Origin of the sequence: Achromobacter sp. ACM04 (assembly GCF_014851465.1) — a bacterium.
GTDB classification, from domain to species: Bacteria; Pseudomonadota; Gammaproteobacteria; order Burkholderiales; family Burkholderiaceae_B; genus Achromobacter; species Achromobacter aegrifaciens.
The window spans coordinates 699,294-724,202 of sequence record NZ_JACUZS010000002.1; the positions used below are offsets into that span (position 1 = coordinate 699,294).

Below are 24,909 nucleotides of genomic sequence, written 5' to 3' on the forward strand. Positions count from 1 at the left end.
CAATTGACCAAATCTTGCGCCGGTGCGGGATACGTCACAATTAGGGTTTGCCCAAAGATGCGTGCGATGGCTTCGCGGGCAATGCATATCTGTTAAAAAGCCGCCACACCCAGCCCATTTTCCGCACCCATGTCACAGAATCCGCATCATTCGCCCTACAAAAGCACCGGGGGCCTGCGCCGCATCCTGAATGCGCTGCGCTACTCCCTGCAGGGTCTGCAGGCCGCGATCAAGTACGAGGCGGCGTTCCGCCAGGAGTTGGCGCTGGCCGTCCTGATGATCCCGGCTGCGTTCTTCCTCGGCCGCACGACGGTTGAAGTGTTTTTCCTGGTGGGCACGGTCATCATGGTGCTGGCGGCGGAGCTGCTGAACTCCGCCATCGAGGCGCTGGCCGACGCGCTTTCCGTCGAATCGCACCCGCTCCTGGGGCGGGCCAAGGACCTGGGCAGCGCCGCCGTGATGCTGCTGCTGATCTTCGCCGGGACGGTCTGGGTAGGCGTGGCCATCAGCCGTTTCGTCATGCATTGACACCGCTAGTCATCTCCCGGGAGATGCGCCGCTATTTATACTGGAAGCCATGATGCCTAGATCGACGCCCGACTCCTCTGAGCGCATTGTCATCGTCGGCGGCGGCGCCGGCGGCCTGGAATTGGCGGCCAAGCTGGGCCGCGTGCATGGCCGGCAGCACATCACGCTGGTCGACAGCCGCCCCTTCCATATCTGGAAGCCCTCGCTGCACGAAGCGGCCGCCGGCACGCTGGACATCCACCAGGAAGGCCTGTCCTACCTGATGCTGGCCCACATGAACGGGTTTTCGTTCGCGCAGGGCCGCCTGGAACACATCGACCGCGAGCAGCGCCGCATCACCGTGGACGCGGTGAACGACGCGCAAGGCCAGGAAGTCCTGCCACGCCGCGAGCTCGCCTACGACACGCTGGTCCTGGCTCTGGGCAGCACGTCCAACTTCTTCAATACGCCCGGCGCGGCCGAACATGCGGTCACGCTGGATTCCACCGAAAACGCGGAGCAGTTCCGCCTGACCATGCTCAAGGCCATGGCCCTGGTGGATCAGGCCAAGGTGCGCAATCCCTCGGCCCGCCTGGATCTGGTGATCGTGGGCGGCGGGGCCACCGGCGTCGAGCTGGCCGTGGAGCTGGTCGAGGCCAGCCACGTGGTCAGCGCCTACGGCCTGCCGAATTTCCGCGCCGAACGCGATCTGGCCATCACCCTGGTGGAAGGCGCCCCGCGCATCCTGTCGGCCCTGCCCGAGAAGATCTCGGTCGCGGCCACCAACCGCCTGACGGAACTGGGCATCCGGGTGGAAGCGTCCTGCCGGGTCTCGGAAGTCACCGCCGACAGCGTCAAGACGGCCGACGGCCGCGAGTTCCCGGCCCAGCTCTGCATGTGGGCGGCAGGCATCCAGGGCCCGGCCCTGCTGGCCGGCCTGGACCTGCCGCTGAACAGGGTGGGCCAGGTGGAGGTGAACGAACGGCTGGAAACCGCCGATCCGCACATCCTGGCGCTGGGCGACTGCTGCGCCGCGCCGTGGCGCGACGGCCGCAGCGTGCCCGCCCGCGCGCAAGCCGCGCACCAGCAGGCCGACTATCTGGCCAAGAAACTCACCGCGCGCCTGCGCCATACGCCCGAGCCCACCACGCCCTATGTCTACGAGGACCATGGCTCGCTGGTGTCGCTGGGCCAGGACGCTGGCGTCGGCAGCCTGATGGGCAAGCTGGCCGGACGGGGACTGTTCGTAAGCGGTACACTGGCACGCCTGATGTACATGAGCCTGCACCTGATGCACCACAAAGCGGTGCTCGGCATCTCGCGTACCGCCTCCCTTGCCCTGGCCCGCCTGCTCATGCGGCGCACGCGCCCGCGGGTCAAACTGCACTGAACTCCCATGAATTTCCTGCAAAAACTCGAACACGCCTGGACCACCAGCAACTCGCTCCTGCAAGTCGGGCTGGATCCCGACCCGCAGCGCTTCCCCCGCGAACTGCAGGACAAGCCCGACGCCATCTTCCAGTTCTGCCGCGACATCGTGGACGCCACCGCGCCCTATGCCTGCAGCTTCAAGCCGCAGATCGCCTACTTCGCCGCCCATCGCGCCGAAGACCAGCTGGAAGCGCTGTGCCAGCACATCCGCGAAAAACACCCTGATCTGCCCATCGTGCTGGACGCCAAGCGCGGCGACATCGGCTCCACCGCCGAGAACTACGCCCGCGAAGCCTACGAACGCTACCAGGCGCACGCGCTGACGGTCAGCCCGTACATGGGCCTGGACTCGGTCGAGCCCTATCTGGCGTGGCGCGACCGCGGCGTGATCGTGCTGTGCCGCACCTCCAACCCCGGCGGTTCGGACCTGCAATTCCTGAAGATGGACAATGGCGAGCCGCTGTACCTGCACGTCGCAGGCCTGGTCGCCGACAAGTGGAACGCCAATGGCCAGTGCGGCCTGGTGGTGGGCGCGACCTTCCCGAATGAGCTGGCCGCGGTGCGCGCACGCATCGGCGACGCGGTGCCCCTGCTGGTGCCAGGTATCGGCGCCCAGGGCGGCGACATCACCGCCACCGTGAACGCCGGCGCCAACGCGGCCCGCAGCGGCATGATGATCAACTCGTCCCGCGCCATCATCTACGCCAGCGGCGGCGACGACTGGCGCGAGGCCGCCGGCACGGCGGCCAAGGGCCTGCGCGACGCGATCAACGCAGTGCGCTGATCCGGGGCATGGGGGCCGGCAGCCCCCTGCCGCGCAATCCGTTTCTCAGCGCCGGTTGACCGGCGCGCCCAACAATTCCAGCAACCCGCGCAGCGCGTAGTCCACCGCCGCCTGGCGCACCTGCGCACGGTCGCCGGGGAACACGTGCGTGACGGCGCGACTGCTGATGCCTTCGCCCGAACGCTGCGCAAAGCCGAAGCACACCATGCCCACCGGCTTGCCCGGCGTCGCGCCGCCCGGCCCGGCGATGCCGGTCGTGGACACCGCCACATGCGCGGCGGGAGACGCCAGCAGCACGCCGTTGGCCATCTCCAGCGCCACCGGTTCGCTGACGGCGCCGAAGTGGTGCAAGGCGTCGGGCGATACGTCCAGTTCAGCAACCTTGGCCTCGTTGCTGTAGGTCACGAAGCCGCGCTCGAACCAGTCGCTGGAACCGGCCACCGCCGTCATCGCGCCGGCCAGGAGGCCTCCGGTGCAGGATTCGGCCGTGCCCAGCATCCAGCCCTTGCGCCGCAGCGTTTCGCCCAGCCGTTCAACCAGCGCCAGCGAAGTGGCTTGCGCCAGTTGTTCGGCCGACAGATTGGGCCGGGTGCTTTCTTGTTGTCCGCTCATCCCAAGACTCCTGTGCGCACGACCAGCGCCATGACCAGCAGGGCGTATCCAGCCGCCACGATATCGTCCCACATCACGCCGAAACCGCCTTTGATATGGGCGTCAAAGAACTTGATGGGAGGCGGCTTGACGATGTCGAACGTGCGGAACAGCACGAACGCCAGCGCCTGCGGCAACCAGCCCGCGGGCGTCAGCCAGAGCACCAGCCAGAACGCCACCATCTCGTCCCAGACCATTCCGACATGATCCGACTGCTGGAGTTCACGCCCGACGCGATGGCAGGCCCAGCAGCCATACAAAAAAGCCAGCGCCAGGAATGCGCCGATCGCCCAATCCGAGGCTGCGGGCGCGGCGGCGACCCAGATCGCCCAGGCCAGCAGCGTGCCCCAGGTACCGGAGGCCGGCCGGATCAGGCCGCTGCCAAAGCCAAAGGCGATGAGCCGGCCCGGATCGCGGCAGACCCAGGACAGCGGCGGGTATGCGGTCCGGGCTCGGTCGCGCATGGAGGTGGGACGGTTGTCGGTCGACGGCATGGGTATGCGGGTTGGGACGCGGCGGATCAGGCCGCGGGAAAGTGATCGAAACCGGCCGGCAGCTCGGCGAGAGGCTGGCCCTGGCCGTCCAGCACGGACAGGCCCGGCTGCGCCTGGATCTGCCCCACGCGGGTCACGCGCGCGCCGGCCGCAGCCGCCGCCGCAAGCACGGCCTCGCGCCGGGAGGCGGGCGCGGTGAAGCATAGCTGGTAGACGTCGCCGCCGCCCAGCACCGCGCGGCGCAGCGGCGCTTCTTGCAAGCCAGCCAGGGCGGGCGACACAGGCATCGCGGCGTAATGCAGCATGGCGCCCACGCTGCTGGCAGCCAGGATATGACCCAGGTCCTGCAGCAGTCCGTCGGAAATGTCGATGGCGGCATGGGCGATGCCGCGCAAGGCCAGGCCCAGCGCGACCTGAGGCTCCGGCCATTCCAGCGCGCCGCGCGTCGCCGCCAGCAGCGCCGCGTCAGAGGGGTATTGCCCGTCCAGCAGGCGGTAGGCCACGTCGGCCGCCCCCAGCTCGCCGGACACCCAAATGTCGTCGCCAGCCCGGGCGCCATCGCGGCGCAAGGCCTGCCCGGCCGGCACGGCGCCGAACACAGTGACGCTGATGGCAAGGTCATGCGCGCTGCGCGTCGTGTCGCCGCCGATCAGCGGGCAACCGTGAGCCGCAGCCAGCGCATGGAAGCCTGCGGCAAAAGCCGCAAGCCAGGGCTCGTCCAGCCGCGGCAAGGCCAGGCCCAGCACGCAGCCGATGGGGCGTGCGCCCATTGCAGCAAGGTCGGAAAGGTTCACCGCCAGGGCCTTATGCCCCAGCGCTTGCGGATCCACATCGGGAAAGAAATGGCGGCCTTCCAGCAGCAGGTCCGTGCTGGTGGCCACCTGTTCGCCGGGCGGGACCGGGAACAGGGCGCAATCATCGCCCACGCCCAGCAGGCCGGCAGGGGCCGCGCGGGTGAAATAGCGCGCGATCAGATCAAATTCGGACGCCAAGGCAACTCCGCAGTCCGGCACGGCAGGCCGGCATTGAAACCTACGGGGGCTTGCCGCCCCCACAAATCATGCGGCGCCCCGCACAACCAGGAAGAAACCCCAACCCACTCCTCACGCGGCAAGAAACAGGTGCCCCCCAAATCCGGGCCGCGCGGATCCGGCTCTGCCGGTCCGCAGCGGCGCCCCCCTGGGGGGGAAGCGCGCAGCGCTTCGGGGGGGAGAGGAAGCTACCTCTTGTTGACTTCGTGGGCGCGGACGTCGGCCGCCAGCTTGTCGAGCACGCCGTTGACGAACTTGAAGCCGTCGGTGCCGCCGAACGACTTGGCCAGTTCGACGGCTTCATTGATGGCGACCTTGTACGGCACTTCGACGTGATGAATCAGTTCGAAGCTGCCGATCAGCAGGATGCCATGCTCGACAGGCGACAGTTCGGCCAGCGGACGGTCGACGTAGGGCGTGAAACGCTCACGCAGCGCGGGCGCTTCGCGCAGCACGCCATGCAGCAAGGTCTTGAACCACTGCGCGTCGGCCTCGGAAAAATCCTCGGTGTCGCGCAGATGGGCGTCGATCTCGCCGGCGTCCTGCGTGCCTTCGCCGCCGCGCAGCAGCCACGCGTACACGCCCTGCAGGGCGAATTCGCGTGCGCGGCGGCGCGCGCTGCGCGCGTTGGCGCGGGCCTGCGCCGCGCTATCAGCGCTGGTCGTCGTCTTCTTCGTCGTCAAAATCTTCGTCCTCGTCTTCGTCGTCTTCGTCTTCTTCCTCGGGTTCCAGGGCCGCCACCAGGTTGGCCATTTCAACGGCCACCTGGGCGCAATCGCGGCCCTTGCCGGCCGCGCGCGCCTGCGCCTGCTCGTCGGTGTCGACGGTCAGCACGCCGTTGGCGACGGGGATGCCGGTTTCCAGGGAAATACGGGTGATTGCAGTGGCCATTTCATTGCTGACCACTTCAAAGTGATAGGTCTCGCCGCGGATGACCGCGCCCAGCGCGATCAGGGCGTCGAATTCAAACGTTTCGGCCATATGGGACAGGGCCACGCCCAGTTCCAGGGCGCCGGGAACGGTGGCGACCATCACGTCGCGCTCGTCCACGCCCAGTTCGGCCAGTTCCTTCAGGCACGCTTCGAGTTCGGCCTGGCCGATTTCTTCATTGAAGCGGGCGCGTACGATGCCGATGTGCAGCCCTTCGCCGTTCAGGTCGGGGGTAAGGATGTAAGGGTTCATAGGTCGGCCTTCAGTGTGTTGCGGGAGTATTCGGAGGGTCGCAATCGTAACCCGTAATGGTGAGCGAGAAGCCCGCCATGCTGGGCATCTTGCGCGGCCGGGCCAGCAGCTTCATCTGGCCCACGTTCAGGTCACGCAGAATCTGGGCGCCAATCCCGTAGGTACGCAGGCCGTAGCGGTCGGCGTTGCCGGGGTTGGCCTGGGCCTTGGAGTCTTTCCAACCGGCGATCTGGCCAAACAGGTGTTCCGTGGACGACTGGCAGTTCATCAGCACCAGCACGCCGGCGGGCGAGGCCGCGATGGCCTGCAAGGCCTGCGCCACGCCCCAGCTGTGCGGGCTGGCGCCGGTGTCCAGCACGTCCAGCACGGAGGCCGGCTCGTGCACACGCACCAGCGTCTCGGCGTCGGGAGTCACGTTACCATGCACCAGCGCCAAATGGGCGGAGCCGGTGGCGGCGTCTTCATAGGCCACGGCTTCGAATTCGCCCCAGGCGGTCTGCATGGTGCGCTTGCCCACGCGCTTGACGATGGATTCGTGTTCGCTGCGGTACTGGATCAGGTCGGCGATGGTGCCGATCTTCAGGCCGTGTTCGCGGGCGAACTGCACCAGGTCCGGCAGGCGGGCCATGGTGCCGTCCGGCTTGAGGATTTCACAGATCACGGCGGCGGGCGTCAGGCCGGCCATGGCGGTCAGGTCGCAGCCCGCCTCGGTGTGGCCGGCACGGACCAGCACGCCACCGGGCACGGCGCGCACCGGGAAGATGTGGCCGGGTTGGACCAGGTCCGCGGGCTTGGCGTCGCGCGCCACCGCCACTTGGATGGTGCGGGCGCGGTCGGCGGCCGAAATGCCGGTCTCGACGCCTTCGGCGGCCTCGATCGACTGGGTGAAGTTGGTGCCGTAGCGCGTGCCGTTGCGGGCCGCCATCAGGGGCAGGTCCAGTTGGCGGCAGCGCTCTTCGGTCAAGGTCAGGCACACCAGGCCGCGGCCGTGCGTCACCATGAAGTTGATGGCTTCGGGCGTGACGAATTCGGCGGCCATGACGAGGTCGCCCTCGTTTTCACGGTCTTCTTCGTCAACCAGGATGACGATGCGGCCGGCGCGCAGCTCGGCGATGATTTCGGCAACAGAGGCGATGCCGAAGGATTCCGGCTCGGAGCCGGGCAAAGGGGACAACTGGACGGACATGGCGGGCACGTAAACCAGGCGGGAAAGCCCGGATTTTACCGCCCCTGGAGGCGGAACCCCTATCCGGCCCTGCCAGCCCCGCCGGCCGGGGGTGTCCGGTAAACTTTCGCCCGGAGACCACCCCTAAAAAACCGAGCCAAGGAAACCCCACATGCAAGCCCTTGCGGCCATGCCTTTGACCGTCGCGGCGGCCGTCCGCGTCGTGCTGACCGACATCGACGACACGCTGACCACCGAGGGCCGCCTGCCGGCGGACGCCTATGCGGCGCTGGAGCGCCTGGAACAGGCCGGCATCCAGGTCGTGCCCATTACCGGCCGCCCCGCCGGCTGGTGCGACCACATCGCCCGCATGTGGCCGGTGCGCGCCGTGGTCGGCGAAAACGGCGCCTTCTATTACGCCTATGACCGCCAGGCCCGCCGCATGACCACCCACTACTGGACCGACGCCGCCTCGCGCCAGGCCAGCCGCCGGAAGCTGGACGCCATCCGCGACCGCGTCCTGGCCGAAGTGCCCGGCGCCGCCGTGGCCAGCGACCAGGACTACCGCGTGGCCGACCTGGCCATCGATTTCTGCGAGGACGTGCCCGCCCTGCCCGATACGGCGATCACCCGGATTGTCCAGATCTTCGAGGAAGCCGGCGCCCAGGCCAAGGTCAGTTCCATCCACGTCAACGGCTGGTTCGGCGACTACGACAAACTCACCATGACGCGCACCATGTTCCAGCGCGAGTTCGGCGCGGACGTGGCCGGCGCCCTGGACAGCACCCTGTTCATCGGCGACTCGCCCAACGACGAACCCATGTTCGCCTACTTCCCGATTTCGGTCGGCGTGGCCAACATCCAGGCCCAGCTGCACCGCCTGACGCACCGCCCCGCCTTCGTCGCCGCCTACCATGGCGGCGCGGGCTTCGTGGAAATGGCCGACCGGCTGCTGGCCGCGCGGTCCCCCCAAGCACAGCCGGCCTGAGGTCCGCATACCGTGGCGACATCCCCTTCCGCTTCCTCTCCGGCCGCCAACGACGGCCGCCGCAGCATCCAGTCGATCGAGGTGGGCGTGCCGCTGCTGGCCGCCCTGGTCGACGCCGGCAAGCCCCTGACCCTGCGCGACCTGGCCGCGGGCGCCGGCATGACCTCGGCCAAGGCGCACCCCTACCTGGTCAGCTTCATCCGCGTCGGCCTGGTGCAGCAGGACGCCATCACCGGCCAGTACGAACTGGGCCCCTTCGCTCTGCAGATGGGCCTGGTCAGCCTGCAGCGCCTGGACCCCGTGCGCGTCGCCATGCCGGAAATCGCCAAGCTGCAATCGGAAATCGGCCACACGCTGGGCATTGCCGTGCTCGGTTCGCACGGCCCCACCATGATCCACATGACCGAAGCCAGCTACCCGGTCCACGTGAACATGCGCAAGGGCACGGTGATGTCCATGCTGCACACGGCCACTGGCCTGGTGTTCGCGGCCTGGCTGCCGCCCAAGGTCAGCGAGCACTACATCGCGCGCGAGGAAGGCGACACGGCCGTCATCGCCAGCATGCCGCCGCCGCGCAAGGCGTCCCGCGCCAACATCGAGGCGCAACTGGCCGACATCCGCGTGCACGGCATGGCGCGCGCCCTGGGCAACCCGCTGCCAGGCGTGGACGCGCTGTCGGTGCCGGTCTTCGACAACACCGGCAATATCGCCCTGGCCCTGACCAGCCTGGGCCCCACGGGACTGTTCGATGTGGCCTGGGACGGCGCCATCGCCCGGCCGCTGCTGGCCTGCGCGCAGGAAATCTCGCGCAAGCTCGGTTACCGGAGCTGAGCCAAACGGCGAATTTCGCGCAAAAACGAACATAAATCGAACAAAGCGAACAAAAGCCGAAAAGAAACACAGGGACTTTCCCGAGTGCGTCCCCTCCTCTTCCATGTTTGAATTCAGGTTGAATTAAGTGACACGTCACACAAACAAAGAAAGAGGAGACACAAGATGCAAGCTCTGCGCCTGCTTCAAGCGGCCACGCTGGCCGCCTTCGCCCTGGGCACGTCCGCCGCGCAAGCCGCCGACGCCTGCACCAACCGCGGCGACCTGGACCAGATGTACTGCGACGCCAACAAGGACCTGGTGGCCGACACGCCCACCGATCCGGCCAAGCTGAAGACCCCGTCCACCCTGGTGTTCACCTACACCCCGGTGGAAGACCCGGCGGTCTACGAAGACATCTTCAAGCCCTTCACCAAGCACCTGTCCGAATGCACGGGCAAGCGCGTGGTGTTCTATCAGGTGCAGAGCAATGCCGCGGAAATCGAGGCCATGCGCTCGGGCCGCCTGCACGTGGGCGGCTTCTCGACCGGCCCCACCGCCTTCGCCGTGAACATCGCGGGCGCCGTGCCCTTCGCGGTCAAGGGCTATGCCGACGGCTTCCAGGGCTACAACCTGATCGTCATCGTCAAGAAGGACAGCCCCTACCAGAAGCTGACCGACCTGAAGGGCAAGAAGCTCGCGCACACCGCCCCCTCGTCGAACTCGGGCCACATGGCGCCGGTCGCGCTGTTCCCCAAGGAAGGCCTGACTCCCGACAAGGACTACAAGGTCATCTTCTCCGGCAAGCACGACCAGTCCGTCATGGGCGTGAACTCCGGCGACTACGACGCCGCTGCCGTGGCCTCGGACGTGTTCAAGCGCATGGTCGAGCGCGGCCAGGTCAAGGAAGCCGACTTCCGCGTGATCTACAAGAGCGAGAAATTCCCGACCTCGTCGTTCGCCTACGCGCATGACCTGGAGCCCAAGTTCCGCGACCAGATGCTCAAGTGCTTCTACGACTACCGCTTCCCCGCGGAAATGTCCAAGGCCTTCGACGGCGCCGACCGCTTCTACCCGGTGACCTACGAGAAGGACTGGGCCATCGTGCGCCAGGTCGCCGAATCCGGCGGCGAGAGTTTCAACCGCGCTGCCTACGACCGCGAATCCGCCAAGAGCAAGAAGTAATTCCGTATGACGACGTCGCTACGCATTTCCGGCCTGGTGAAGGAATACCGGGCCGGCCGGCCGGTACTCAACGGCATCGACCTGCAGATCGCGGGACAGGGGCTTACAGCCATCATCGGCCCCTCGGGCACCGGTAAAAGCACGCTACTGCGTTGCATCAACCGGCTGATCGAACCCACCAAGGGCGAGATCGTGCTGCAGTCGAAGGACGGGTCCGTGGACCTGGCCCGCGTGCGCGGCGCGTCGCTGCGCCGCGCACGCCGCCACATCGGCATGGTGTTCCAGGAATACAACCTGGTCGAACGCCTGACGGTCATGGAAAACCTCCTGACCGGACGGTTGGGCTACACCTCCGCCGTGAAGGCCTGGATGCGCCGCTTCGAGCCCGAGGACATCCAGCACGCCTACAAGCTGCTGGACACCGTGGGCCTGGCGGGTTTCGCCGACCAGCGCGCCGATGCGCTGTCGGGTGGCCAGCGCCAGCGCGTGGGCATTGCCCGCGCGCTGATGCAGCGCCCGCAGCTGCTGCTGGCCGACGAGCCCACGTCCTCGCTCGACCCCAAGACCTCCGTCGAGATCATGGAACTGCTGTCCGAACAGGGCAGCGCCACGGGCATTCCCGTTATCGTCAACATCCACGACGTCGAACTCGCCCGCCGCTACGCCACGCGCATCGTCGGCATGTCCGGCGGCCATGTGGTCTATGACGGCGACGGCCAGGGGCTGGACGCCGCCATGCTCAAGACCATCTACGGAGGCGAGTCTTGGCTGGAATGATCCCACCCAAGGGCGCCCGCCCCTTCGCCATGTCCGGGCGCGCCAAGGCCGGCGTGCTGCTGCTGCTGGCCTACACGCTGTATGCCGGCGCGCAGCTGGACTTCAGCTGGGCGCGTTTCGAAACCGGCATGGGGCACGCGTCCACGTTCCTGGCGCGCATGTTTCCGCCCAACTTCGAAAAGCCCGCCACCTTGTGGAAGGGCATCGCGGAAAGCCTGGAGATCGCGGTGCTGGCCTCGGTGCTTGGCATCATCATCGCGCTGCCCATCGGTTTGCTGGGCGCGCGCAACATGATGCCCACCTGGGTATCGTGGCCCGCCCGCGCCATCGTGGCCCTGTGCCGCGCGCTGCATCCCGTCATCGTCGCCATCCTGTTCGTCAAGGCCGTGGGCTTTGGCGCGCTGGCCGGCATCCTGGCGCTGACGGTCGCCTCGGTCGGCTTCATCGGCAAGCTGTTCACCGAGGCCATCGAAGAGATTTCGTTAAAGCAGGTGGAAGCCGTGCGCGCCACGGGCGCCTCGTTCGCCAACGTCATCATCTTCGGCGTGCTGCCGCAGGTATTCGCCCGCTTCATCGGCTTTGCCACCTACCAGTTCGACTCCAACCTGCGCAACTCCACCATGGTGGGGATCGTGGGTGCGGGCGGCGTGGGCGGCACGCTGTTCTCGGCGTTCCAGCGCTTTGACTACGATTTCGTCAGCGCCATCCTGCTGACCCTGATCGCCATCATCATGCTGGGTGAAATCCTGGCCGGCTTCGTGCGCGCCGTGTTCCTGGACAACCTGGGATTCGAACGCATCCTGCAAGGCCGCTTCGCGGGAGCGCGCGGCATCGGCAGCGGCGCAACTCCGGTCAAGCGCCGTGCGGAGGTGGACGAATGAACGCCCACGCATCCACCTTCAATCCACCGGGTTCGCCGCGCGTCTGGCAACGCTACAGCATGGGCCAGCGCCTGCTGCGCTTCGCGCTCTACCTGCTGGTGGTCGCGGCCATCGTGCAGGCGATCCGCGGCGTCGAGATCATTCCGGAGTTCCTGTACGACGCGCCCGAGCAGATGGCCGATCTGTTCCAGCGCATGTGGCCGATAGACTGGGCCTACTACCCGGAAGGCGTGCACGGCGCGCTGATCGAAACGCTGCACATCGCCACGCTGGGCACCATCCTGTCCGTGGTGATGGCGGTGCCGGTGGGCCTGCTGGCGGCCAACAACCTCACGCCCAGCAAGACCGTCAACATGCTGGCCAGGCTGATCCTGGTGTCCAGCCGTTCGGTCAATTCGCTCGTGTGGGCGCTGCTGTTCATCGCCATCTTCGGGCCCGGCGCGCTGGCCGGCACGCTGGCCATTGCGTTCCGCTCCATCGGCTTCGTCGGCAAGCTGGTGGGCGAAGCCATCGAGGAAGCGCAGCGCGGCCCGATCGAGGCCGTCACCGCCACCGGCGCCAGCAAGGCATCCGTGATCTGGTACGCCTACTGGCCGCAGATCCGCCCCGCCTTCTGGTCCATCGTGCTGCTGCGCTGGGACATCAACGTGCGCGAATCGGCGGTACTTGGCCTGGTGGGCGCCGGCGGCATCGGCATGGCACTGGACACGGCTCTGAACCTGTTCCAGTGGGACCGCGTGGCGCTGGTGCTGGCTGCCATCTTCGCGGTGGTGGTCGTGGCCGAAATCATCATCACCCAGGTCCGCAAACGCATCCTCTGACGCGTCCGCGGATCCCTACAGCGTTCCTTTGCTCCGCCCGGAAACGGGCGGTTTTTTTTGGGGGGCTGATGAATCAGAACCGCACGCTCACCCCTGCCCTGACGCCGTGATCTTGCGCCCCGCTGGCGAGCTGTCCTTGGTAGGACAGATCGAACGACACCTTGCGCGAAACCTGCACATCCAGCCCCGCCTCCAGCACCGCGCTGTTCTTCGCGATGGGCACGCCGGCCACGGTAAAGGCATCGCCCGCCGCGAAAGCCTGGGTGGCGGCGGGCTTCAAGTCGCCGAAGGCGTAGCGCCAGCCCAGCGATCCGCGAGCCGTGGCTTGCGCGCCGCCCAGTTCGAAGCTGGACATGAGCCGCGAACCCAGTGTCGTGTACGTGGTCTCGGTGGTCTGGCTGTTTGCGCGCAGCGCCGCCGCGCCGCCGCTCTCGCTGTAGCCGTCGGTCTTGAGGTTGACGTAGGCCAGGTTGGCGAACGGCTCCAGCGCAGCGACGCGCGTGTCGATGCGATAGCTGAGGTCGGCAAACGCCTGGACGGTGCGGCCGTCGTAGTTGGCCTTGAGGCTGTCGGAGTAGCCGGGCATGGATACCGAGCGCCGAGTCGCGATGTCGTGCCAGCTGTAGGCCAGCCCGCCGCGCAGGCCCACCGCGCCCCACTGGCCGCCGCCGTAGGCCCCGAGATGGTAGTTGTCGCTGTCGCCCGATGACGCGCGATCGCGCACGTCGAAATCCGTGCGGGTGTAGCCCGCCATCAGGCCCAGCCGCCAGGCATCGGACACCGACGCATCCACGCCCAGCAGAAAGCCGCCGGTCGAGCTCTTGACCTGGGCAGCATTGCCGTCGCCGTCGGTCTGGCGCCAGGAACCCAGGCCCTGTATCCAGCTGGCGGGCCCCGTCGCCGTTGCCGGAGCCAGGCGGGCGCCGCCCCCTGCGGACGCCAGCACCGGCGTCGCCGACGCGCCGACCGCGCCCGCGGCCGAGCGCAGGCGCTCGCTGGCGGCGTCGCGCACATAGCGGCTGTCTTCGAGCAGCACGGTCTTGGCCGACGCGTGGATTTCGCCGGATAGCTGGTCGAAGCTGGAACGCAGCAAGCCCTTGTCGTCCGGTAGCACGGCGAACGCGTCGTAAAGCCCATTGCCCGCCGCCATGCCGATGCTGTCGATGGCGCCCGCCGCCGCGCGCTGGTTGCGCGTGTCGGCGGCCGTGGCCATCGCGGTGCCGTTGCGCGCCAATTCCAGCGACACTCGGCCCGCGCCGTAGTCGTAGCCGAGTTTCGGCGTCAGGAAGGCATAGTCGGACGTCACCGTATCGAACCGGCCGGACAAGGCGCCGTCGGCCGCCAGTATCGTGTAGACGGAACGCAGCCCGTAGTCGCCGCCGATGCCGATATGCGCGACCGAGCCGCCATTGATCGTGGCATTGCCCGTGACATGGATGAGGTCGGCATCGGCGCCCTGCGGATTGGTTTCCACGGCGTAGCGCGCGCCGCTCTCGATGACGAGATCGCCGTCGACGGTCAGCGTGCCGATGGAATTCCCTGGCGCCAGCGTGCCGCCGGCCGCCACGGTCACCACCGAGCCAGCGCCCGAGCCCACTGTGCCGCGGCCTCCGAGCACGCCGCCCTGGCCGATATTGAGCGCGCCGCCAAGTTTGCCGTTCAAGGCCAGCCGGCCGCCCTGAATCGTGGTGCTGCCGGTAAAGCCCGAGCTGTCGCCGCTCAGCGCCAGCGTCCCCGCGCCGCTCTTGACCAGCGCGCCGCCACCGGAGATGGCGCCGCCGAACGTTGCGTTCGCGCCTTGTTCGAACACCAAGGAGCCATTGTTGTCGACATTGCCCCGGATCGACCCGACATCGCCGATCAGCATGCCTTCCTGGATGACGGTATTGCCGTAGGCGTTGCCCGCGTTGTCCAGTCGCAGCGTGCCGGCTCCGGTCTTGATCAGGTCGGCGTTGCCCAAGACTGTGCCGACCAGCCCCAGCGTTGCGCCGCCAGCCACCTCGAAGCGCCCGGCCTGGGTCAGCGTCATGGCACGCGCGGTATCGAAGGACGCCGATGCCGCCAGTGTGCCGCCACCGAATGCCACGCCGCCAGAAGCCGCGCCCAGGTTCGCATCGCTTGCAACCTGCAACGTGCCCCCGGCGATCGTGGTGCCGCCGCTATAGGTGTTGCTGCCGCTCAGGACCAACGTGCCGGCGCCGGCCTTGAGCAGCGATCGTCCGCTCCAGCCCGTCGCGGCGTTGGCCGCCTGGTCTGCCAGATCCGCACCGACTACGAACCGGTTGGCGGCATCGCTCAACGTGAACGTGCCGTGCGCCAGATTGTTGTTGGCGGTCCAGCTCAGGTCGTAGCTGGCGAGGTATTGCAGGCCATCGGCCGACTTGCGCGTGTTGACCGTGAGGTAATCCACCGCGCCGCTGAAGCCGCCCACGCGCACCGACCCGAAGTCGCCGCGAATGCCGCCACGGGTGTCGATCAGCACCTTGTCGAGCTGGCTGGCGCTGCCTATGCCGCTGAGGGCGAAGGCGACGCCCTCGCCCAGCGTCAGCCCGCCCGCCTGCAAGGACGGGCCGCCCGCGCCGGCTGCGATATCCAGGGCTGTGCCATCCGCCAGATTGACATTGCCCGCCACCGCCAGCGACGCCGGCCCCTGCACCGACAAGGCGCTGCCCGCTGCGCCGACGTTCAAGTCCCCTGTCAGACTATTGGCTGCGCCGGCTACGCCGTCGCCATATTGCAGGACGCCGCCCGTGACTTCGGCCGAGCCGCCCAGCGAACCTTGCACCACGAGCCTTCCGCCGGACACCGTGGTCTTGCCGAAGTAGGAGGAACTGTTGCCAGCCAGGCTCAGCGTGCCCGCGCCCTTCTTTACGAGCGCGCCGTCGCCCGAGATGGCGCCGGCAAAGCGCGCATCGGCGGTCTGCTCGAACACCAGCCTGCCGATGCTGTTGATGTCGACGTTGCCCGAGATCGAACCGGCATGGCCGACCAGGGTGCCAGCGCGCACCCAGGTATTGCCGTAGGCGTTGGCCCCGTTGTCCAGGCGCAGCGTGCCGGCGCCGGACATGAACAGATCGCCGCTGCCCGTGACGGCGCCGAGCAACCCCAGCGTCGTGCCGGCGGCCACGTCAAAACTGCTTGCCTGCGTCAGCGCGACCGCCCGCGCGGTATCGAAACTGCCCATGGTCGCCAAGGTGCCCCCGTCGAAACGCAAGCCGCCGGACGCAGCGCCAAGGCTCGCATCGCTCGACACCTGCAACCGGCCACCTGCAATCAACGTACCGCCGCCATAGCTGTTGTTACCGCTGAGAACCAGCGTGCCGCCGCCGCTCTTGGCCAGCGCGCCCGCGCCCGAGACCGCGCTGGTCAGGCCCAGCGTGGCGCCCGCGGCCACATCGAATCGCCCCGACTGCGCCAAGGCGACCGTGCGCGCGATGTCGAAGGTGGCCGTGGCCGCAAGCGTGCCGTCACCGAAGGCCAGGCCGCCGGCCGTCGCCCCCAGGTTGGCATCGCGGTCGATCTGCAGCGTGCCGCTGGCGATCATCGTCCCCCCGCCGTGGCTATTGCTGCCGCTCAACACCATCGTGCCCGCGCCGCTCTTGACCAGGGCTCCCGCGCCCGCCACCGCGCCGCTCAGGCCCAGCGTGGTGTCCGCCGTCACGTCGAAACGTCCGCTCTGCGCCAGCGTGACGGCGCGCGCGGTGTCGAAGCTGGCGGTGGTCGCCAGCGTACCGTCGCCAAACCGCAGTCCCCCGGCGGCAGCGCCCAGGTTGGCATCGCTATCGACCTGCAACGTGCCGCCCAGGATGGCCGTGCCGCCGCTGTACGTGTTGGCGCCTTGCAGCACCAGCGTGCCCGCGCCGGCCTTGGTCAAGCTCTTGCCGTCCCAACCGGCGGCGGCATTGGCTGCCTGGTCGGAAAGCGGCACCCCCAGCGTGAACCGGTTCGACGCATCGGCCAGCGTGAAAGTGCCATGGGCCAGGTTGTTGTTGGCGGTCCAGCTCAGGCCGTAGGTGGCGAGGTACTGCTTGTTGTCCGCGGACTTGCGTGTGTTGACGGTGAGATAGTCGACCTCTCCGGTAAAGCCGCCCACGTTGACGGCGCCGAAATCACCGTCGATGCCGCCTGTGGGCGCCTCGATCAACACGGTATCGAGCGCGTTCTTGTCGGCGATGCCGCTCAGCCTGAACACCACGCCATCGCCCAACGTGACCTTGTTTGCCTGCAACAGCGGGCTGCCCGTGCCGGCCATCAAGTCCAGCACGGTGCCATCGGCCATTTCCATGTCGCCCGTGACCGCCAGCGTGGCGCCCCGATGCACCGCCAGCGTGCTGCCGGTGCCTGAGACATTCAGGTTGCCGCTCAGGGTGTTGGCCGCGCCCGTGGCGCCGTCTCCGTACTGCAAGACCCCGCCCGTGACGGCGGCCGAACCTCCCAACTGGCCCAGCACCACCAGCTTGCCGCCCGACACCGTGGTCCTGCCCCGGAATGAGCTATTGGCGCCCGTCAGCAACGTGGTGCCGGCGATCTGGTTCAGACTATGTGAACCGGCGCCTGTGCTCAACAGCGGCGTCGAAAACGTGTAGGCGGACTCGGTATGGTTGAAGTTCACGGTGGCAATGCCGGCGCCGAACTGGATTGCGCTGGCGTTGAGCGTGCCGGCGCCTACGGCCGGCTGCCCCGCCGCCGCGCCGATATTGATCGTGCCGGTGGTGGGAAAGAAAAGAAACCGGTCCTGCGCCAGGGACACGGCCCCTCCGCCGCTCGCGCCAACGCTCACTGTGCCGCCTTGCGCGATCGTCAGGCTGCCCGCCCCCGTTCCCACGCCAAATCCCAGGGTCATCGCGCCGCTGTTGTCCCAGATGGAGCCGGCGCCGCGGACAACAACGTTGCCGCTACCGCTCATGCTGCCCACATAGCTGTCTTTGTTCGAGACGAAGCCCCCCGATTCGATGGTCAGTGTGCCCTGACCGGACACATCGCCCACCCTGAGCTCGCCGTTATTGATCCAGGTTGAACCGCGCCCCGACACCAGGAAGGCGCCATTGCCGTTCTGGATGCGCCCGACAACGCCATCGACGCTGGTCGCATATCCCCCCGCCAGGATCGACACGCTGCCCCTCCCGCCTTCCGAACCAACCAGCAGCACCGCGCGATTGCTCCAGAGCGACCCGACATCGGAAACCGTCACTTTCGCCGCGTCATTCTGCCGGGCATCCACCGTCGCAAACTGGTTCGAGACCGTGCCGCTACTGAAGATGCTCAGCTCTCCGGGTCCGGCGCCGCCGACAAAAAGGTTGTCCGTCAGCGCCCAGGTCGAGCCGGGGCTGAACACGCTGACCCGGGCCGTGGCGCCGGGAGCTTGCCCGGCATCGATACGTCCTTCCGCGGTACCCAGAACGTTGAGGATCTGCAGGTTCCCGCCCGTGACGGTGGTGTTGCCGACGAAGCCTGAACTATTACCGGACAGCCGCGTGGAGCCGGCATAGTGATTGAGCTGGTGCGTGCCCGCCGCGCTGCTGACCAGCGCCGCGCCGAAGTCGTAGAGGTTGTTGGTGTTGAAATTCAGCGTGCCGGTACCCGCGCCGAACGCGAGTCGCTGCGTTACCAGGAAACCAGCGCCCGCGGGCGCGGCGCCGGGAGCCGCGCCGATGTTGATCGTGCCGTCCGCCGAGGCCGAGTCGGCCAGAGACACTGTGTTGCCGAGCGACATCAACAGCTCGCCGCCATCGGCGATAGTCACTGTTCCCACGCCGAATATACCCACGGAGAGCGGGACGAAGACCGTAATCTTCGGGCTTGACATGGATCCGACCGTGGTATCGCCCGTGAAGGAGACCAGCGGCCCCGCTTGTGTTTCGCTGGCCGTGCCCAGGGCAACCAGCAACATCGCCATCAACGGCAGGCTTCCGCGCGCGGATCGCCCCCTGCGGCAACCGCCCTTGCCCTGCCCGCGAGCATTTTCACTTACCACTTTCCACAAGCCTGCGCTGCGGTTGAAGACGATGCGATACGTATGATTCATTGGGCTCTTATGTAATCGGGGCCCGCACGAACAGTTGCCGGGCAGACGCGGGTAGAAGCCGGGGCCGCGAAGCGCGTTACCCGCCAATTACAATTAGAAAAGCGATTCGTAACATTGCATATCACTGAAACTTGGTAATTGAACGAAGCCGGCCAACGCTTCGGCATGCGGCTGCCAGCGTCTCCCCCTGGCTTGCGGGCAAGGCTGCTCACCCGGTTGTTGATGCGCCGCAAACACGTTTATGCTCCATGTGAAATAAATATGACCGGTCATCAAATCGCCCGCCCCGTTTGATTAAGATCTCGGCTTTTGCCGTTGGACGCCCGCCGCCATGTCGGAACAGGAATTGAAACTGCACGTGCCTGCGGCCTCGCGCCAGGCGGTGCTCCGAGAGGTCAAGCAGCGCGAGGCGACCCGCATCCGCCTGCACGCCATGTATTTCGATACGCCGGAACGCGAACTTGCGCGGGCGCGCATCGCCATCCGGCTGCGCCAGGAAGGCCGCGACTGGGTGCAGACGCTGAAGATGCCTGGCATCAATGCCATCACGCGCATCGAACTCAATCACCCGCGGCCGGGCCCGGTGCTGGACCTGTCGGTGTATGCCGGCACCGAGGTCGAAGCCGCGCTGGCAGCCATCAAGGGCGAACTGGGCCTGCGTTATGAAACCGATGTGCAGCGGCTCCTGCGCAAGGTCCGCACGCGCTACGGCACGGTGGAACTGGCCTATGACACCGGCATCCTGCGCGCCGGCGCGCTGGAGCTGCCCATCTCCGAACTGGAATTCGAACTGGTGTCGGGCCGCCCCGCCGCTATCTTCGCGGCGGCTCGCGGCTGGCAGCAGCGCCACAGCCTGGTGCTGGACCCGCGCAGCAAGTCCGAACGCGGCGATGCGCTGGCCCAGTTGGCTCAGCGCCTGGCAGATGCAGACGCCATTCCGGGCGATGACCTCGAAGCCCGCCGCGCCCAAGCCATCGCCCAGTTCTGGGCGCCGCGCGGCGCCGCATCGGTCAAGCTGCGCGAAGACATGACGGCGCCCCAGGCCATGGCGCGCATCGCGGCGGAATGCCTGGACCAGATCGCGCGCAACGCCTCGGTGCTGGCCGAGGTCGACACCGAGGGCGTCTACCGCGCCGGCAACTCCGAACACGTGCATCAGCTGCGCGTGGGCGTGCGCCGGCTGCGTTCGGCCTGGAAGCTGTTCGACGGCTGGATCGCACCGATTCCAGACACTCTGCTGCAAGGCGTGCGCACGCACTTCGCCGCCTTCGGCGCCAACCGCGACCAGGACGTGCTGAACGAAACCGTGGCGCCCGCGCTGATGCGCGCAGGCATGCCGGTCATCCCCATGGAAGCCGCGCCCCCGGAACAGGACGCGCGCAGCATCGCCGGCGGCAAGGCCTTCCAGGCCTGGATGCTGGAGCTGCTGGAATGGAGCCTGGACGTGCCGCCGGCCCTGCCGTCCGCGGAAGGCCAGACGATAGCCAACGGCACCCCCAGCGACGCCGCGCCCGAGCCCGCCATCCGGCTGGAAGGCGGCGTGGCGGCGCCCAGCGTCAAACCCACCATCATTCCGATGCTGGCGCCCGAACCCGATCCGCAGCGCCTGCACAAGCAGCTTGCGCGGCGCCTGCACCGCTGGCACAGCAAGGTGGCCGACCAGGGCACGCAATTCGCGACGCTCGACATTCCCACGCGCCACGAACTGCGCAAGCGCGGCAAACGGCTGCGGTACAGCCTGGCATTCGCCGAGTCGCTGCTGCCCGCGGGCAAACTGCGCGGCTATCGCAAGCTGCTGTCGCGCGTGCAGGACGTGCTGGGCGAAATCAACGACCTGGCAGTGGCCAAGGACTACTACGAGTCGTGTACCGCCACCCATCCGCAAGCCTGGTTCGCCCTGGGCTGGATCAGCGCGCGCCTGGAAGAACTGGCGGACGACGCGCAGCAAGCGTTCGACGATCTGGCCGCCAGCAAGCCATTCTGGAAGTGACGCGGGCTTGAACGCAAAAGGGACGGCATGCGCCGTCCCTTTGTTTTTTCCGGCGCATGCGCGCCGGACCCACGGACCTCAATCCGCCAGCAAAGCCCCGGCGAACTCGTCGGCCACGAAGGGCTGCAGGTCTTCCAGGCTTTCGCCCACGCCGATCCAGTACACCGGGATCGGGCGCACGCCCTGGCTGCCCGCGGCCACGGCTGCCAGCGTGCCGCCCTTGGCGGTGCCGTCCAGCTTGGTCACGACCAGGCCGGTCAGATTGATGGCGGCATCGAAGGCGCGGATCTGCGCCAGGGCGTTCTGGCCGGTATTGCCGTCCACCACCAGCAGCACTTCGTGCGGCGCGGCGGCGTCCGCCTTGCCGATGACGCGGCGGATCTTCTTCAGCTCTTCCATCAGGTGCAGCTGCGTGGGCAGGCGGCCCGCGGTATCCACCATCACCACGCCCATGCCGCGCGCGCGGCCGGCGTTGACCGCATCGAACGCCACAGCTGCCGGATCGCCGCCGTCCTGCGAGATCACCGTCACGTTGTTGCGGCTGCCCCATTCGATGAGCTGCTCGCGCGCGGCGGCGCGGAACGTGTCGCCCGCGGCCAGCAGCACGCTGGCGCCCTGGCGCTGGAAGGTGTGGGCCAGCTTGCCGATGGAAGTGGTCTTGCCGGCGCCGTTGACGCCGGCGATCATGACGACCAGGGGTTGCGTGCGCTTCAGGTCGAAGGCGCGCTCCAGCGGGCGCAGGTGGTCGGCCAGCAGTTGGCGCAAGGCCGCCTTGACCTTGGCGGGGTCCTCGATGCGTTCCTTCTTGACCCGCGCGCGCAGCGCCGTCAGGAGCTTTTCCGTGGCCTCCAGGCCCGCATCGGCCATAATGAGCGCCGATTCGAGTTCCTCGAACAGGTTCTCGTCGACCTTCACGCCGATGAAGATCCCGCCGATGCTCTGGCCCGTACGCGACAGGCCTTGCTTCAAGCGGGACAGCCAGGAAGCCTTCTTGGGGGCTTCGGCGGCGGGCTCGGGGGCTGGGGCCGGCGCCGCAGCCGGAGCCACCGGAGCCGCAACCGGCGCGGGAGCGGCGATCGGAGCTTGCGTTGCCACCACCGGCGCGGGCGCCGCGACAGGAGCGGGGGCCAATGCCGGGGCCGGCGCTGGCGCCGGAACAGGCGCTGGCGCCGATACCGTAGCGGGTGTCGGCGCAACCGGCGCGGGCGTCACGGCCGGCGCCTCATGCGGCGCAGCAACAGGCGCCACAACGGGCGGTGCCGCCGGTGCGGCGACGCCCGGGTCAATGCTCGGTTCGCGGCGCGGTTCGGCGGCCACAGGCGCCGGCGGCGCGGGAGTGACCGGGACGGCGGCGGGCTCGGCAGGCGCGGCTACGGCGTCTGCAGCCTCCGGCGGCGGCGCGGGTTGAACCGGCGCGGCGGGCGGAGGGGATTTTTTCTTGAAGAAGCGGCTAAACATGGGTAACAAGTATATTCGTATCGTCGGGGGCCAATACAGACGCACCCCCATTGCCGTGCCCGACGTGGAGACGCTGCGCCCCACGCCCGACCGGGTGCGCGAGACGCTGTTCAACTGGCTCAATCACCTGTGGGGCGGCGAGTTCGCCGACAAGCAGGTGCTGGATCTATTCGCCGGCAGCGGCGCCTTGGGCTTCGAGGCGGCCTCGCGCGGCGTGGCGCATGTACAGATGGTCGAGCGGGACAAGACCGCCGCGTCCGCGCTGCGGACACTGCGCGACAAGCTCAAAGCCGACATGATACGCATCCACGTGGGCGACGCCATGCAGGTCGCCGAGCGCATGGATGCGTCCCGATTTGACCTGATCCTGCTGGATCCGCCTTTCGGCCAAGGCTGGCTGCCGCGCCTGTGGCCGATTCTGCCAGGCATTCTGACCGAGCATGGGCTAGTCTACGTAGAGGCGGAAAGCCCCATCGAAGCCCCCGAAGGATTCACGATCTTGCGGCAGGACAAGGCAGGCGCGGTCCACTACCACCTGCTGGAATTTGCTGCATTGCGCAAATAGGTCAATAATCCGAGCTTCGGAGGATGGTGTAAACCACAAATAACGGTACGGAGCTCGTATGATCACCGCTGTATATCCCGGCACTTTCGACCCGCTGACCAGAGGCCACGAGGATCTGGTCCGCCGTGCCGCCACGCTTTTCGACAAAGTCGTGGTCGGGATCGCCATTAGCCGCAACAAGAAGCCCTTCTTCAGCATCGACGAGCGCGTGGAAATCGCGCGCGAAGTGCTGGGACACTATCCCAACGTGGAAGTGCAAAGCTTCGGCGGCCTGCTCAAGGACTTTGTGCGCGACCAGGGCGGGCGCGTGATCGTGCGCGGCCTGCGAGCCGTGTCCGACTTCGAGTACGAATTCCAGATGGCCGGCATGAACCGCCATCTGCTGCCCGATGTCGAAACGCTGTTCATGACGCCCTCGGACCAGTACCAATTCATCTCCGGCACCATCGTGCGCGAGATCGCGCAGTTGGGCGGCGACGTGAGCAAGTTCGTGTTCCCATCCGTCGAGCGCTGGCTCCAGGAAAAAGCCAAGGAACGCCGCGAACAGTCCTGGCCGGGCTGAGCCCCGCCGCAGGTATTGCTCCACCCTCGAAGGGCGCGCAAAGCGCCCTTCTTGCGCTGCGCGGCCCGGGCGCGCGGCGGCGGTACAATGCGCTTAGCCCTACCCGCCCCATACCGCAGCCCGCCATGGCCCTGACCATCACCGAAGAATGCATCAATTGCGACGTTTGCGAGCCCCAGTGCCCGAACGAAGCAATCTCCATGGGCGAGGACTATTACGTCATCGACCCTGACCGGTGCACCGAATGCGTGGGCCATCACGACGAGCCGCAATGCAAGGTCGTGTGCCCCGTGGAGTGCATCGAGCTGCACCCGCAATGGAATGAAGGCCAGGAACAGCTCATGGCCAAATACCGTCGCCTGACCGGTGCCGCATGAGCGACGCCGCGCAGTCCAGCATCAACCTCCCTCCTTCCCGCCACCACGCCCGCCGCGACCTGTCCGCATCGGCCATCGCCGCCGGCCTCGTCGCCGTGCTGGTCAGCTTCGGCGGCACTGCCGTGCTGATGGTGCAGGCAGGCCATACCGCGGGCCTGGATTCGGCGCACATCGGCTCCTGGATCGGCTCGCTCAGCCTGGCGTTCGGTCTGGGCGGCGCCTTGTACAGCCTGCGCACGGGCCTGCCCATCGTCATGGCCTGGTCCACGCCTGGCGCGGCGCTGCTGGTCACCGCGCTGGCCGGCGTTCCCTTCAATGAGGCAATCGGCGCCTTCATCCTGGCCGCCGCGCTGACGTTGGCCTGCGGCCTGTTCGGCTGGATCGATCCCATCCTGCGCCGCATCCCCGGCGAAATCGCCGCGGCCATGCTGGCGGGCGTGCTGCTCAACTTCGGCATGGGCGTCTTCAGCAACATCAAGCAGCAGCCCGCGCTGGTGCTGGCGATGTGCGTCGCCTATCTGCTGTGCCGGCGCTGGGCGCCGCGCTACGCGGTGCTGGTCGTCATGCTGGTGGCCATCGCCATCGCCTTCGGCCTGAACCTGATCCAGCTGGACCTGCTGGACTGGCGCCTCACCGAATTCGTCTGGACCACGCCCGCCTTCAGCGCGCAGGCCGCGGTCAGCCTGGGCATTCCGCTTTTCGTGGTCGCGATGGCCTCGCAGAACCTTCCCGGCCTGGCCATCCTGCAAGCGGCGGGCTACCAGCCGCCCGCCTCGCGCCTGGTGGCGGCCACCGGCCTGCTGGGCCTGCTGGCCGCGCCCTTCGGCGCGCACAGCGTCACGATGGGCGCCATCAGCGCGGCCATCTGCACCGGTCCCGAAGCGCATCCGGACCCGTCCAAGCGCTACATCGCCGCGGCCACCTACGGCCTGGGCTACGTCGTGCTGAGCGTCGTAGCCGGCGCCGTGGCCGTGTTCTTCCAGGCCTTGCCCGCCGCCCTGCTGGCCGCGCTGGCCGGGCTGGCGCTGCTGGGCACCATCATGGGCGGCATGGCCGCGGCCATGGCCAACCCGCAACGCCGCGAAGCCGCGCTCATCACGCTGCTGGCCACGGCATCTGGCTTCAGTTTCTGGGGTATCGGATCGGCCTTCTGGGGCCTTCTGGCAGGCCTGCTGGCCCACGCGGCTTTCGAATTCAAGCGCTCTGGCGCTCAGGCTTGAACGGC

Annotated in this window: 22 protein-coding genes and 1 pseudogene; 14 read left to right on the forward strand and 9 right to left on the reverse strand. The window is 67.7% G+C overall.

Annotated features, from left to right (window positions below; translation table 11 throughout):
* Nucleotides 1-129 precede the first annotated feature (129 nt).
* From IB259_RS14075 to pyrF, 3 genes are read left to right on the forward strand one after another with little or no spacing between them, the layout of a single operon-like run.
* Nucleotides 130-528, forward strand: a complete 399-nt coding sequence (locus tag IB259_RS14075; protein WP_054451923.1) for a diacylglycerol kinase — start codon at nt 130-132, stop codon at nt 526-528.
* A gap of 49 nt (nt 529-577) precedes the next feature.
* Nucleotides 578-1,897, forward strand: coding sequence for an NAD(P)/FAD-dependent oxidoreductase (locus tag IB259_RS14080; protein WP_054451924.1), 1,320 nt, complete (start codon nt 578-580; stop codon nt 1,895-1,897).
* Between the two features lie 6 nt (nt 1,898-1,903).
* Complete coding sequence (gene pyrF, locus IB259_RS14085; protein WP_054451925.1) at nt 1,904-2,722, forward strand: orotidine-5'-phosphate decarboxylase; 819 nt, start codon at nt 1,904-1,906, stop codon at nt 2,720-2,722.
* A gap of 45 nt (nt 2,723-2,767) precedes the next feature.
* On the opposite strand, the gene IB259_RS14090 is transcribed toward pyrF, so the two are convergent.
* The 6 genes from IB259_RS14090 to ribBA all read right to left on the reverse strand — a co-directional run bounded on the left by IB259_RS14090 (nt 2,768) and on the right by ribBA (nt 7,266).
* The gene (locus tag IB259_RS14090) at nt 2,768-3,334 is read right to left on the reverse strand and encodes a CinA family protein (protein ID WP_054451926.1); all 567 of its coding nucleotides are present in this window, start codon (nt 3,332-3,334) and stop codon (nt 2,768-2,770) included.
* On the reverse strand, nt 3,331-3,837 hold the full coding sequence (locus IB259_RS14095; protein WP_054452311.1) for a phosphatidylglycerophosphatase A: 507 nt from the start codon (nt 3,835-3,837) through the stop codon (nt 3,331-3,333). Before IB259_RS14095 ends, IB259_RS14090 begins: the two co-directional genes overlap by 4 nt.
* A gap of 56 nt (nt 3,838-3,893) precedes the next feature.
* The gene (gene thiL / locus IB259_RS14100; protein ID WP_119451993.1) at nt 3,894-4,859 is read right to left on the reverse strand and encodes a thiamine-phosphate kinase; all 966 of its coding nucleotides are present in this window, start codon (nt 4,857-4,859) and stop codon (nt 3,894-3,896) included.
* A gap of 227 nt (nt 4,860-5,086) precedes the next feature.
* Nucleotides 5,087-5,581, reverse strand: coding sequence for a transcription antitermination factor NusB (nusB, locus tag IB259_RS14105; protein ID WP_054451928.1), 495 nt, complete (start codon nt 5,579-5,581; stop codon nt 5,087-5,089).
* Nucleotides 5,550-6,080, reverse strand: a complete 531-nt coding sequence (gene ribH / locus IB259_RS14110) for a 6,7-dimethyl-8-ribityllumazine synthase (RefSeq protein ID WP_006391339.1) — start codon at nt 6,078-6,080, stop codon at nt 5,550-5,552. Before ribH ends, nusB begins: the two co-directional genes overlap by 32 nt.
* 10 nt (nt 6,081-6,090) lie before the next feature.
* Nucleotides 6,091-7,266, reverse strand: coding sequence for a bifunctional 3,4-dihydroxy-2-butanone-4-phosphate synthase/GTP cyclohydrolase II (gene ribBA / locus IB259_RS14115; RefSeq protein WP_192329338.1), 1,176 nt, complete (start codon nt 7,264-7,266; stop codon nt 6,091-6,093).
* Between the two features lie 151 nt (nt 7,267-7,417).
* Between ribBA and IB259_RS14120 the strand changes: the two genes are divergently transcribed.
* The 6 genes from IB259_RS14120 to phnE (IB259_RS14145) all read left to right on the forward strand — a co-directional run bounded on the left by IB259_RS14120 (nt 7,418) and on the right by phnE (IB259_RS14145) (nt 12,707).
* Nucleotides 7,418-8,233, forward strand: coding sequence for an HAD-IIB family hydrolase (locus IB259_RS14120; protein ID WP_054451930.1), 816 nt, complete (start codon nt 7,418-7,420; stop codon nt 8,231-8,233).
* Nucleotides 8,234-8,245: 12 nt separating this feature from the next.
* Nucleotides 8,246-9,064 carry an IclR family transcriptional regulator gene (locus IB259_RS14125; protein WP_054451931.1) on the forward strand — a complete coding sequence of 273 codons (819 nt, stop codon included), beginning with the start codon at nt 8,246-8,248 and terminating at the stop codon, nt 9,062-9,064.
* 165 nt (nt 9,065-9,229) lie between these two features.
* Nucleotides 9,230-10,228: a phosphate/phosphite/phosphonate ABC transporter substrate-binding protein gene (gene phnD / locus IB259_RS14130; protein ID WP_054451932.1), complete on the forward strand. Its 999-nt coding sequence runs from the start codon at nt 9,230-9,232 to the stop codon at nt 10,226-10,228.
* A gap of 6 nt (nt 10,229-10,234) precedes the next feature.
* Nucleotides 10,235-11,005 carry a phosphonate ABC transporter ATP-binding protein gene (phnC, locus tag IB259_RS14135; RefSeq protein WP_192329341.1) on the forward strand — a complete coding sequence of 257 codons (771 nt, stop codon included), beginning with the start codon at nt 10,235-10,237 and terminating at the stop codon, nt 11,003-11,005.
* On the forward strand, nt 11,002-11,886 hold the full coding sequence (gene phnE / locus IB259_RS14140; protein WP_054451934.1) for a phosphonate ABC transporter, permease protein PhnE: 885 nt from the start codon (nt 11,002-11,004) through the stop codon (nt 11,884-11,886). The genes phnC and phnE (IB259_RS14140) overlap by 4 nt, the downstream gene beginning before the upstream one ends.
* The gene (phnE, locus tag IB259_RS14145) at nt 11,883-12,707 is read left to right on the forward strand and encodes a phosphonate ABC transporter, permease protein PhnE (RefSeq protein WP_119449618.1); all 825 of its coding nucleotides are present in this window, start codon (nt 11,883-11,885) and stop codon (nt 12,705-12,707) included. Before phnE (IB259_RS14140) ends, phnE (IB259_RS14145) begins: the two co-directional genes overlap by 4 nt.
* Nucleotides 12,708-12,780: 73 nt before the next feature.
* Here the strand turns inward: phnE (IB259_RS14145) and IB259_RS31000 are convergent, their stop codons facing one another.
* Together IB259_RS31000 and IB259_RS31235 are read right to left on the reverse strand one after the other, a co-directional pair.
* Nucleotides 12,781-18,603 (reverse strand): autotransporter domain-containing protein, encoded by a 5,823-nt coding sequence (locus IB259_RS31000; RefSeq protein WP_255509551.1) that lies wholly within the window; start codon nt 18,601-18,603, stop codon nt 12,781-12,783.
* Nucleotides 18,604-18,732 (reverse strand): annotated as a pseudogene (locus IB259_RS31235) (ESPR domain-containing protein); the annotation flags it as partial.
* A 331-nt stretch (nt 18,733-19,063) separates the two neighbouring features.
* Between IB259_RS31235 and IB259_RS14185 the strand changes: the two are divergent.
* The gene (locus tag IB259_RS14185; RefSeq protein ID WP_119449619.1) at nt 19,064-20,722 is read left to right on the forward strand and encodes a CYTH and CHAD domain-containing protein; all 1,659 of its coding nucleotides are present in this window, start codon (nt 19,064-19,066) and stop codon (nt 20,720-20,722) included.
* Between the two features lie 78 nt (nt 20,723-20,800).
* Here the strand turns inward: IB259_RS14185 and ftsY are convergent, their stop codons facing one another.
* Nucleotides 20,801-22,180 (reverse strand): signal recognition particle-docking protein FtsY, encoded by a 1,380-nt coding sequence (gene ftsY, locus IB259_RS14190; protein WP_054451937.1) that lies wholly within the window; start codon nt 22,178-22,180, stop codon nt 20,801-20,803.
* On the opposite strand from ftsY, the gene rsmD reads away from it, so the two are divergent.
* From rsmD to IB259_RS14210, 4 genes are all read left to right on the forward strand, one after another.
* On the forward strand, nt 22,179-22,745 hold the full coding sequence (rsmD, locus tag IB259_RS14195; protein WP_054451938.1) for a 16S rRNA (guanine(966)-N(2))-methyltransferase RsmD: 567 nt from the start codon (nt 22,179-22,181) through the stop codon (nt 22,743-22,745). The genes ftsY and rsmD overlap by 2 nt on opposite strands.
* A 58-nt stretch (nt 22,746-22,803) precedes the next feature.
* Entirely contained in the window at nt 22,804-23,307 is a 504-nt protein-coding gene (gene coaD / locus IB259_RS14200) for a pantetheine-phosphate adenylyltransferase (protein WP_013396175.1), read from the forward strand.
* Nucleotides 23,308-23,432: 125 nt separating this feature from the next.
* Complete coding sequence (locus IB259_RS14205) at nt 23,433-23,684, forward strand: YfhL family 4Fe-4S dicluster ferredoxin (RefSeq protein ID WP_042795127.1); 252 nt, start codon at nt 23,433-23,435, stop codon at nt 23,682-23,684.
* Nucleotides 23,681-24,904 carry a benzoate/H(+) symporter BenE family transporter gene (locus tag IB259_RS14210; protein WP_175161370.1) on the forward strand — a complete coding sequence of 408 codons (1,224 nt, stop codon included), beginning with the start codon at nt 23,681-23,683 and terminating at the stop codon, nt 24,902-24,904. Before IB259_RS14205 ends, IB259_RS14210 begins: the two co-directional genes overlap by 4 nt.
* Nucleotides 24,905-24,909: the final 5 nt, after the last annotated feature.

Coding starts and splice junctions, on each gene's coding strand:
- IB259_RS14075 (WP_054451923.1), top strand. CDS start 130: ATGTCACAGAATCCGCATCATTCGCCCTACAAAAGCACCGGGGGCCTG.
- IB259_RS14080 (WP_054451924.1), top strand. CDS start 578: ATGATGCCTAGATCGACGCCCGACTCCTCTGAGCGCATTGTCATCGTC.
- pyrF (WP_054451925.1), top strand. CDS start 1,904: ATGAATTTCCTGCAAAAACTCGAACACGCCTGGACCACCAGCAACTCG.
- IB259_RS14090 (WP_054451926.1), bottom strand. CDS start 3,334: ATGAGCGGACAACAAGAAAGCACCCGGCCCAATCTGTCGGCCGAACAA.
- IB259_RS14095 (WP_054452311.1), bottom strand. CDS start 3,837: ATGCGCGACCGAGCCCGGACCGCATACCCGCCGCTGTCCTGGGTCTGC.
- ribH (WP_006391339.1), bottom strand. CDS start 6,080: ATGAACCCTTACATCCTTACCCCCGACCTGAACGGCGAAGGGCTGCAC.
- ribBA (WP_192329338.1), bottom strand. CDS start 7,266: ATGTCCGTCCAGTTGTCCCCTTTGCCCGGCTCCGAGCCGGAATCCTTC.
- IB259_RS14120 (WP_054451930.1), top strand. CDS start 7,418: ATGCAAGCCCTTGCGGCCATGCCTTTGACCGTCGCGGCGGCCGTCCGC.
- phnD (WP_054451932.1), top strand. CDS start 9,230: ATGCAAGCTCTGCGCCTGCTTCAAGCGGCCACGCTGGCCGCCTTCGCC.
- phnC (WP_192329341.1), top strand. CDS start 10,235: ATGACGACGTCGCTACGCATTTCCGGCCTGGTGAAGGAATACCGGGCC.
- phnE (WP_054451934.1), top strand. CDS start 11,002: ATGATCCCACCCAAGGGCGCCCGCCCCTTCGCCATGTCCGGGCGCGCC.
- phnE (WP_119449618.1), top strand. CDS start 11,883: ATGAACGCCCACGCATCCACCTTCAATCCACCGGGTTCGCCGCGCGTC.
- IB259_RS31000 (WP_255509551.1), bottom strand. CDS start 18,603: ATGGCGATGTTGCTGGTTGCCCTGGGCACGGCCAGCGAAACACAAGCG.
- IB259_RS14185 (WP_119449619.1), top strand. CDS start 19,064: ATGTCGGAACAGGAATTGAAACTGCACGTGCCTGCGGCCTCGCGCCAG.
- rsmD (WP_054451938.1), top strand. CDS start 22,179: ATGGGTAACAAGTATATTCGTATCGTCGGGGGCCAATACAGACGCACC.
- ftsY (WP_054451937.1), bottom strand. CDS start 22,180: ATGTTTAGCCGCTTCTTCAAGAAAAAATCCCCTCCGCCCGCCGCGCCG.
- coaD (WP_013396175.1), top strand. CDS start 22,804: ATGATCACCGCTGTATATCCCGGCACTTTCGACCCGCTGACCAGAGGC.
- IB259_RS14205 (WP_042795127.1), top strand. CDS start 23,433: ATGGCCCTGACCATCACCGAAGAATGCATCAATTGCGACGTTTGCGAG.
- IB259_RS14210 (WP_175161370.1), top strand. CDS start 23,681: ATGAGCGACGCCGCGCAGTCCAGCATCAACCTCCCTCCTTCCCGCCAC.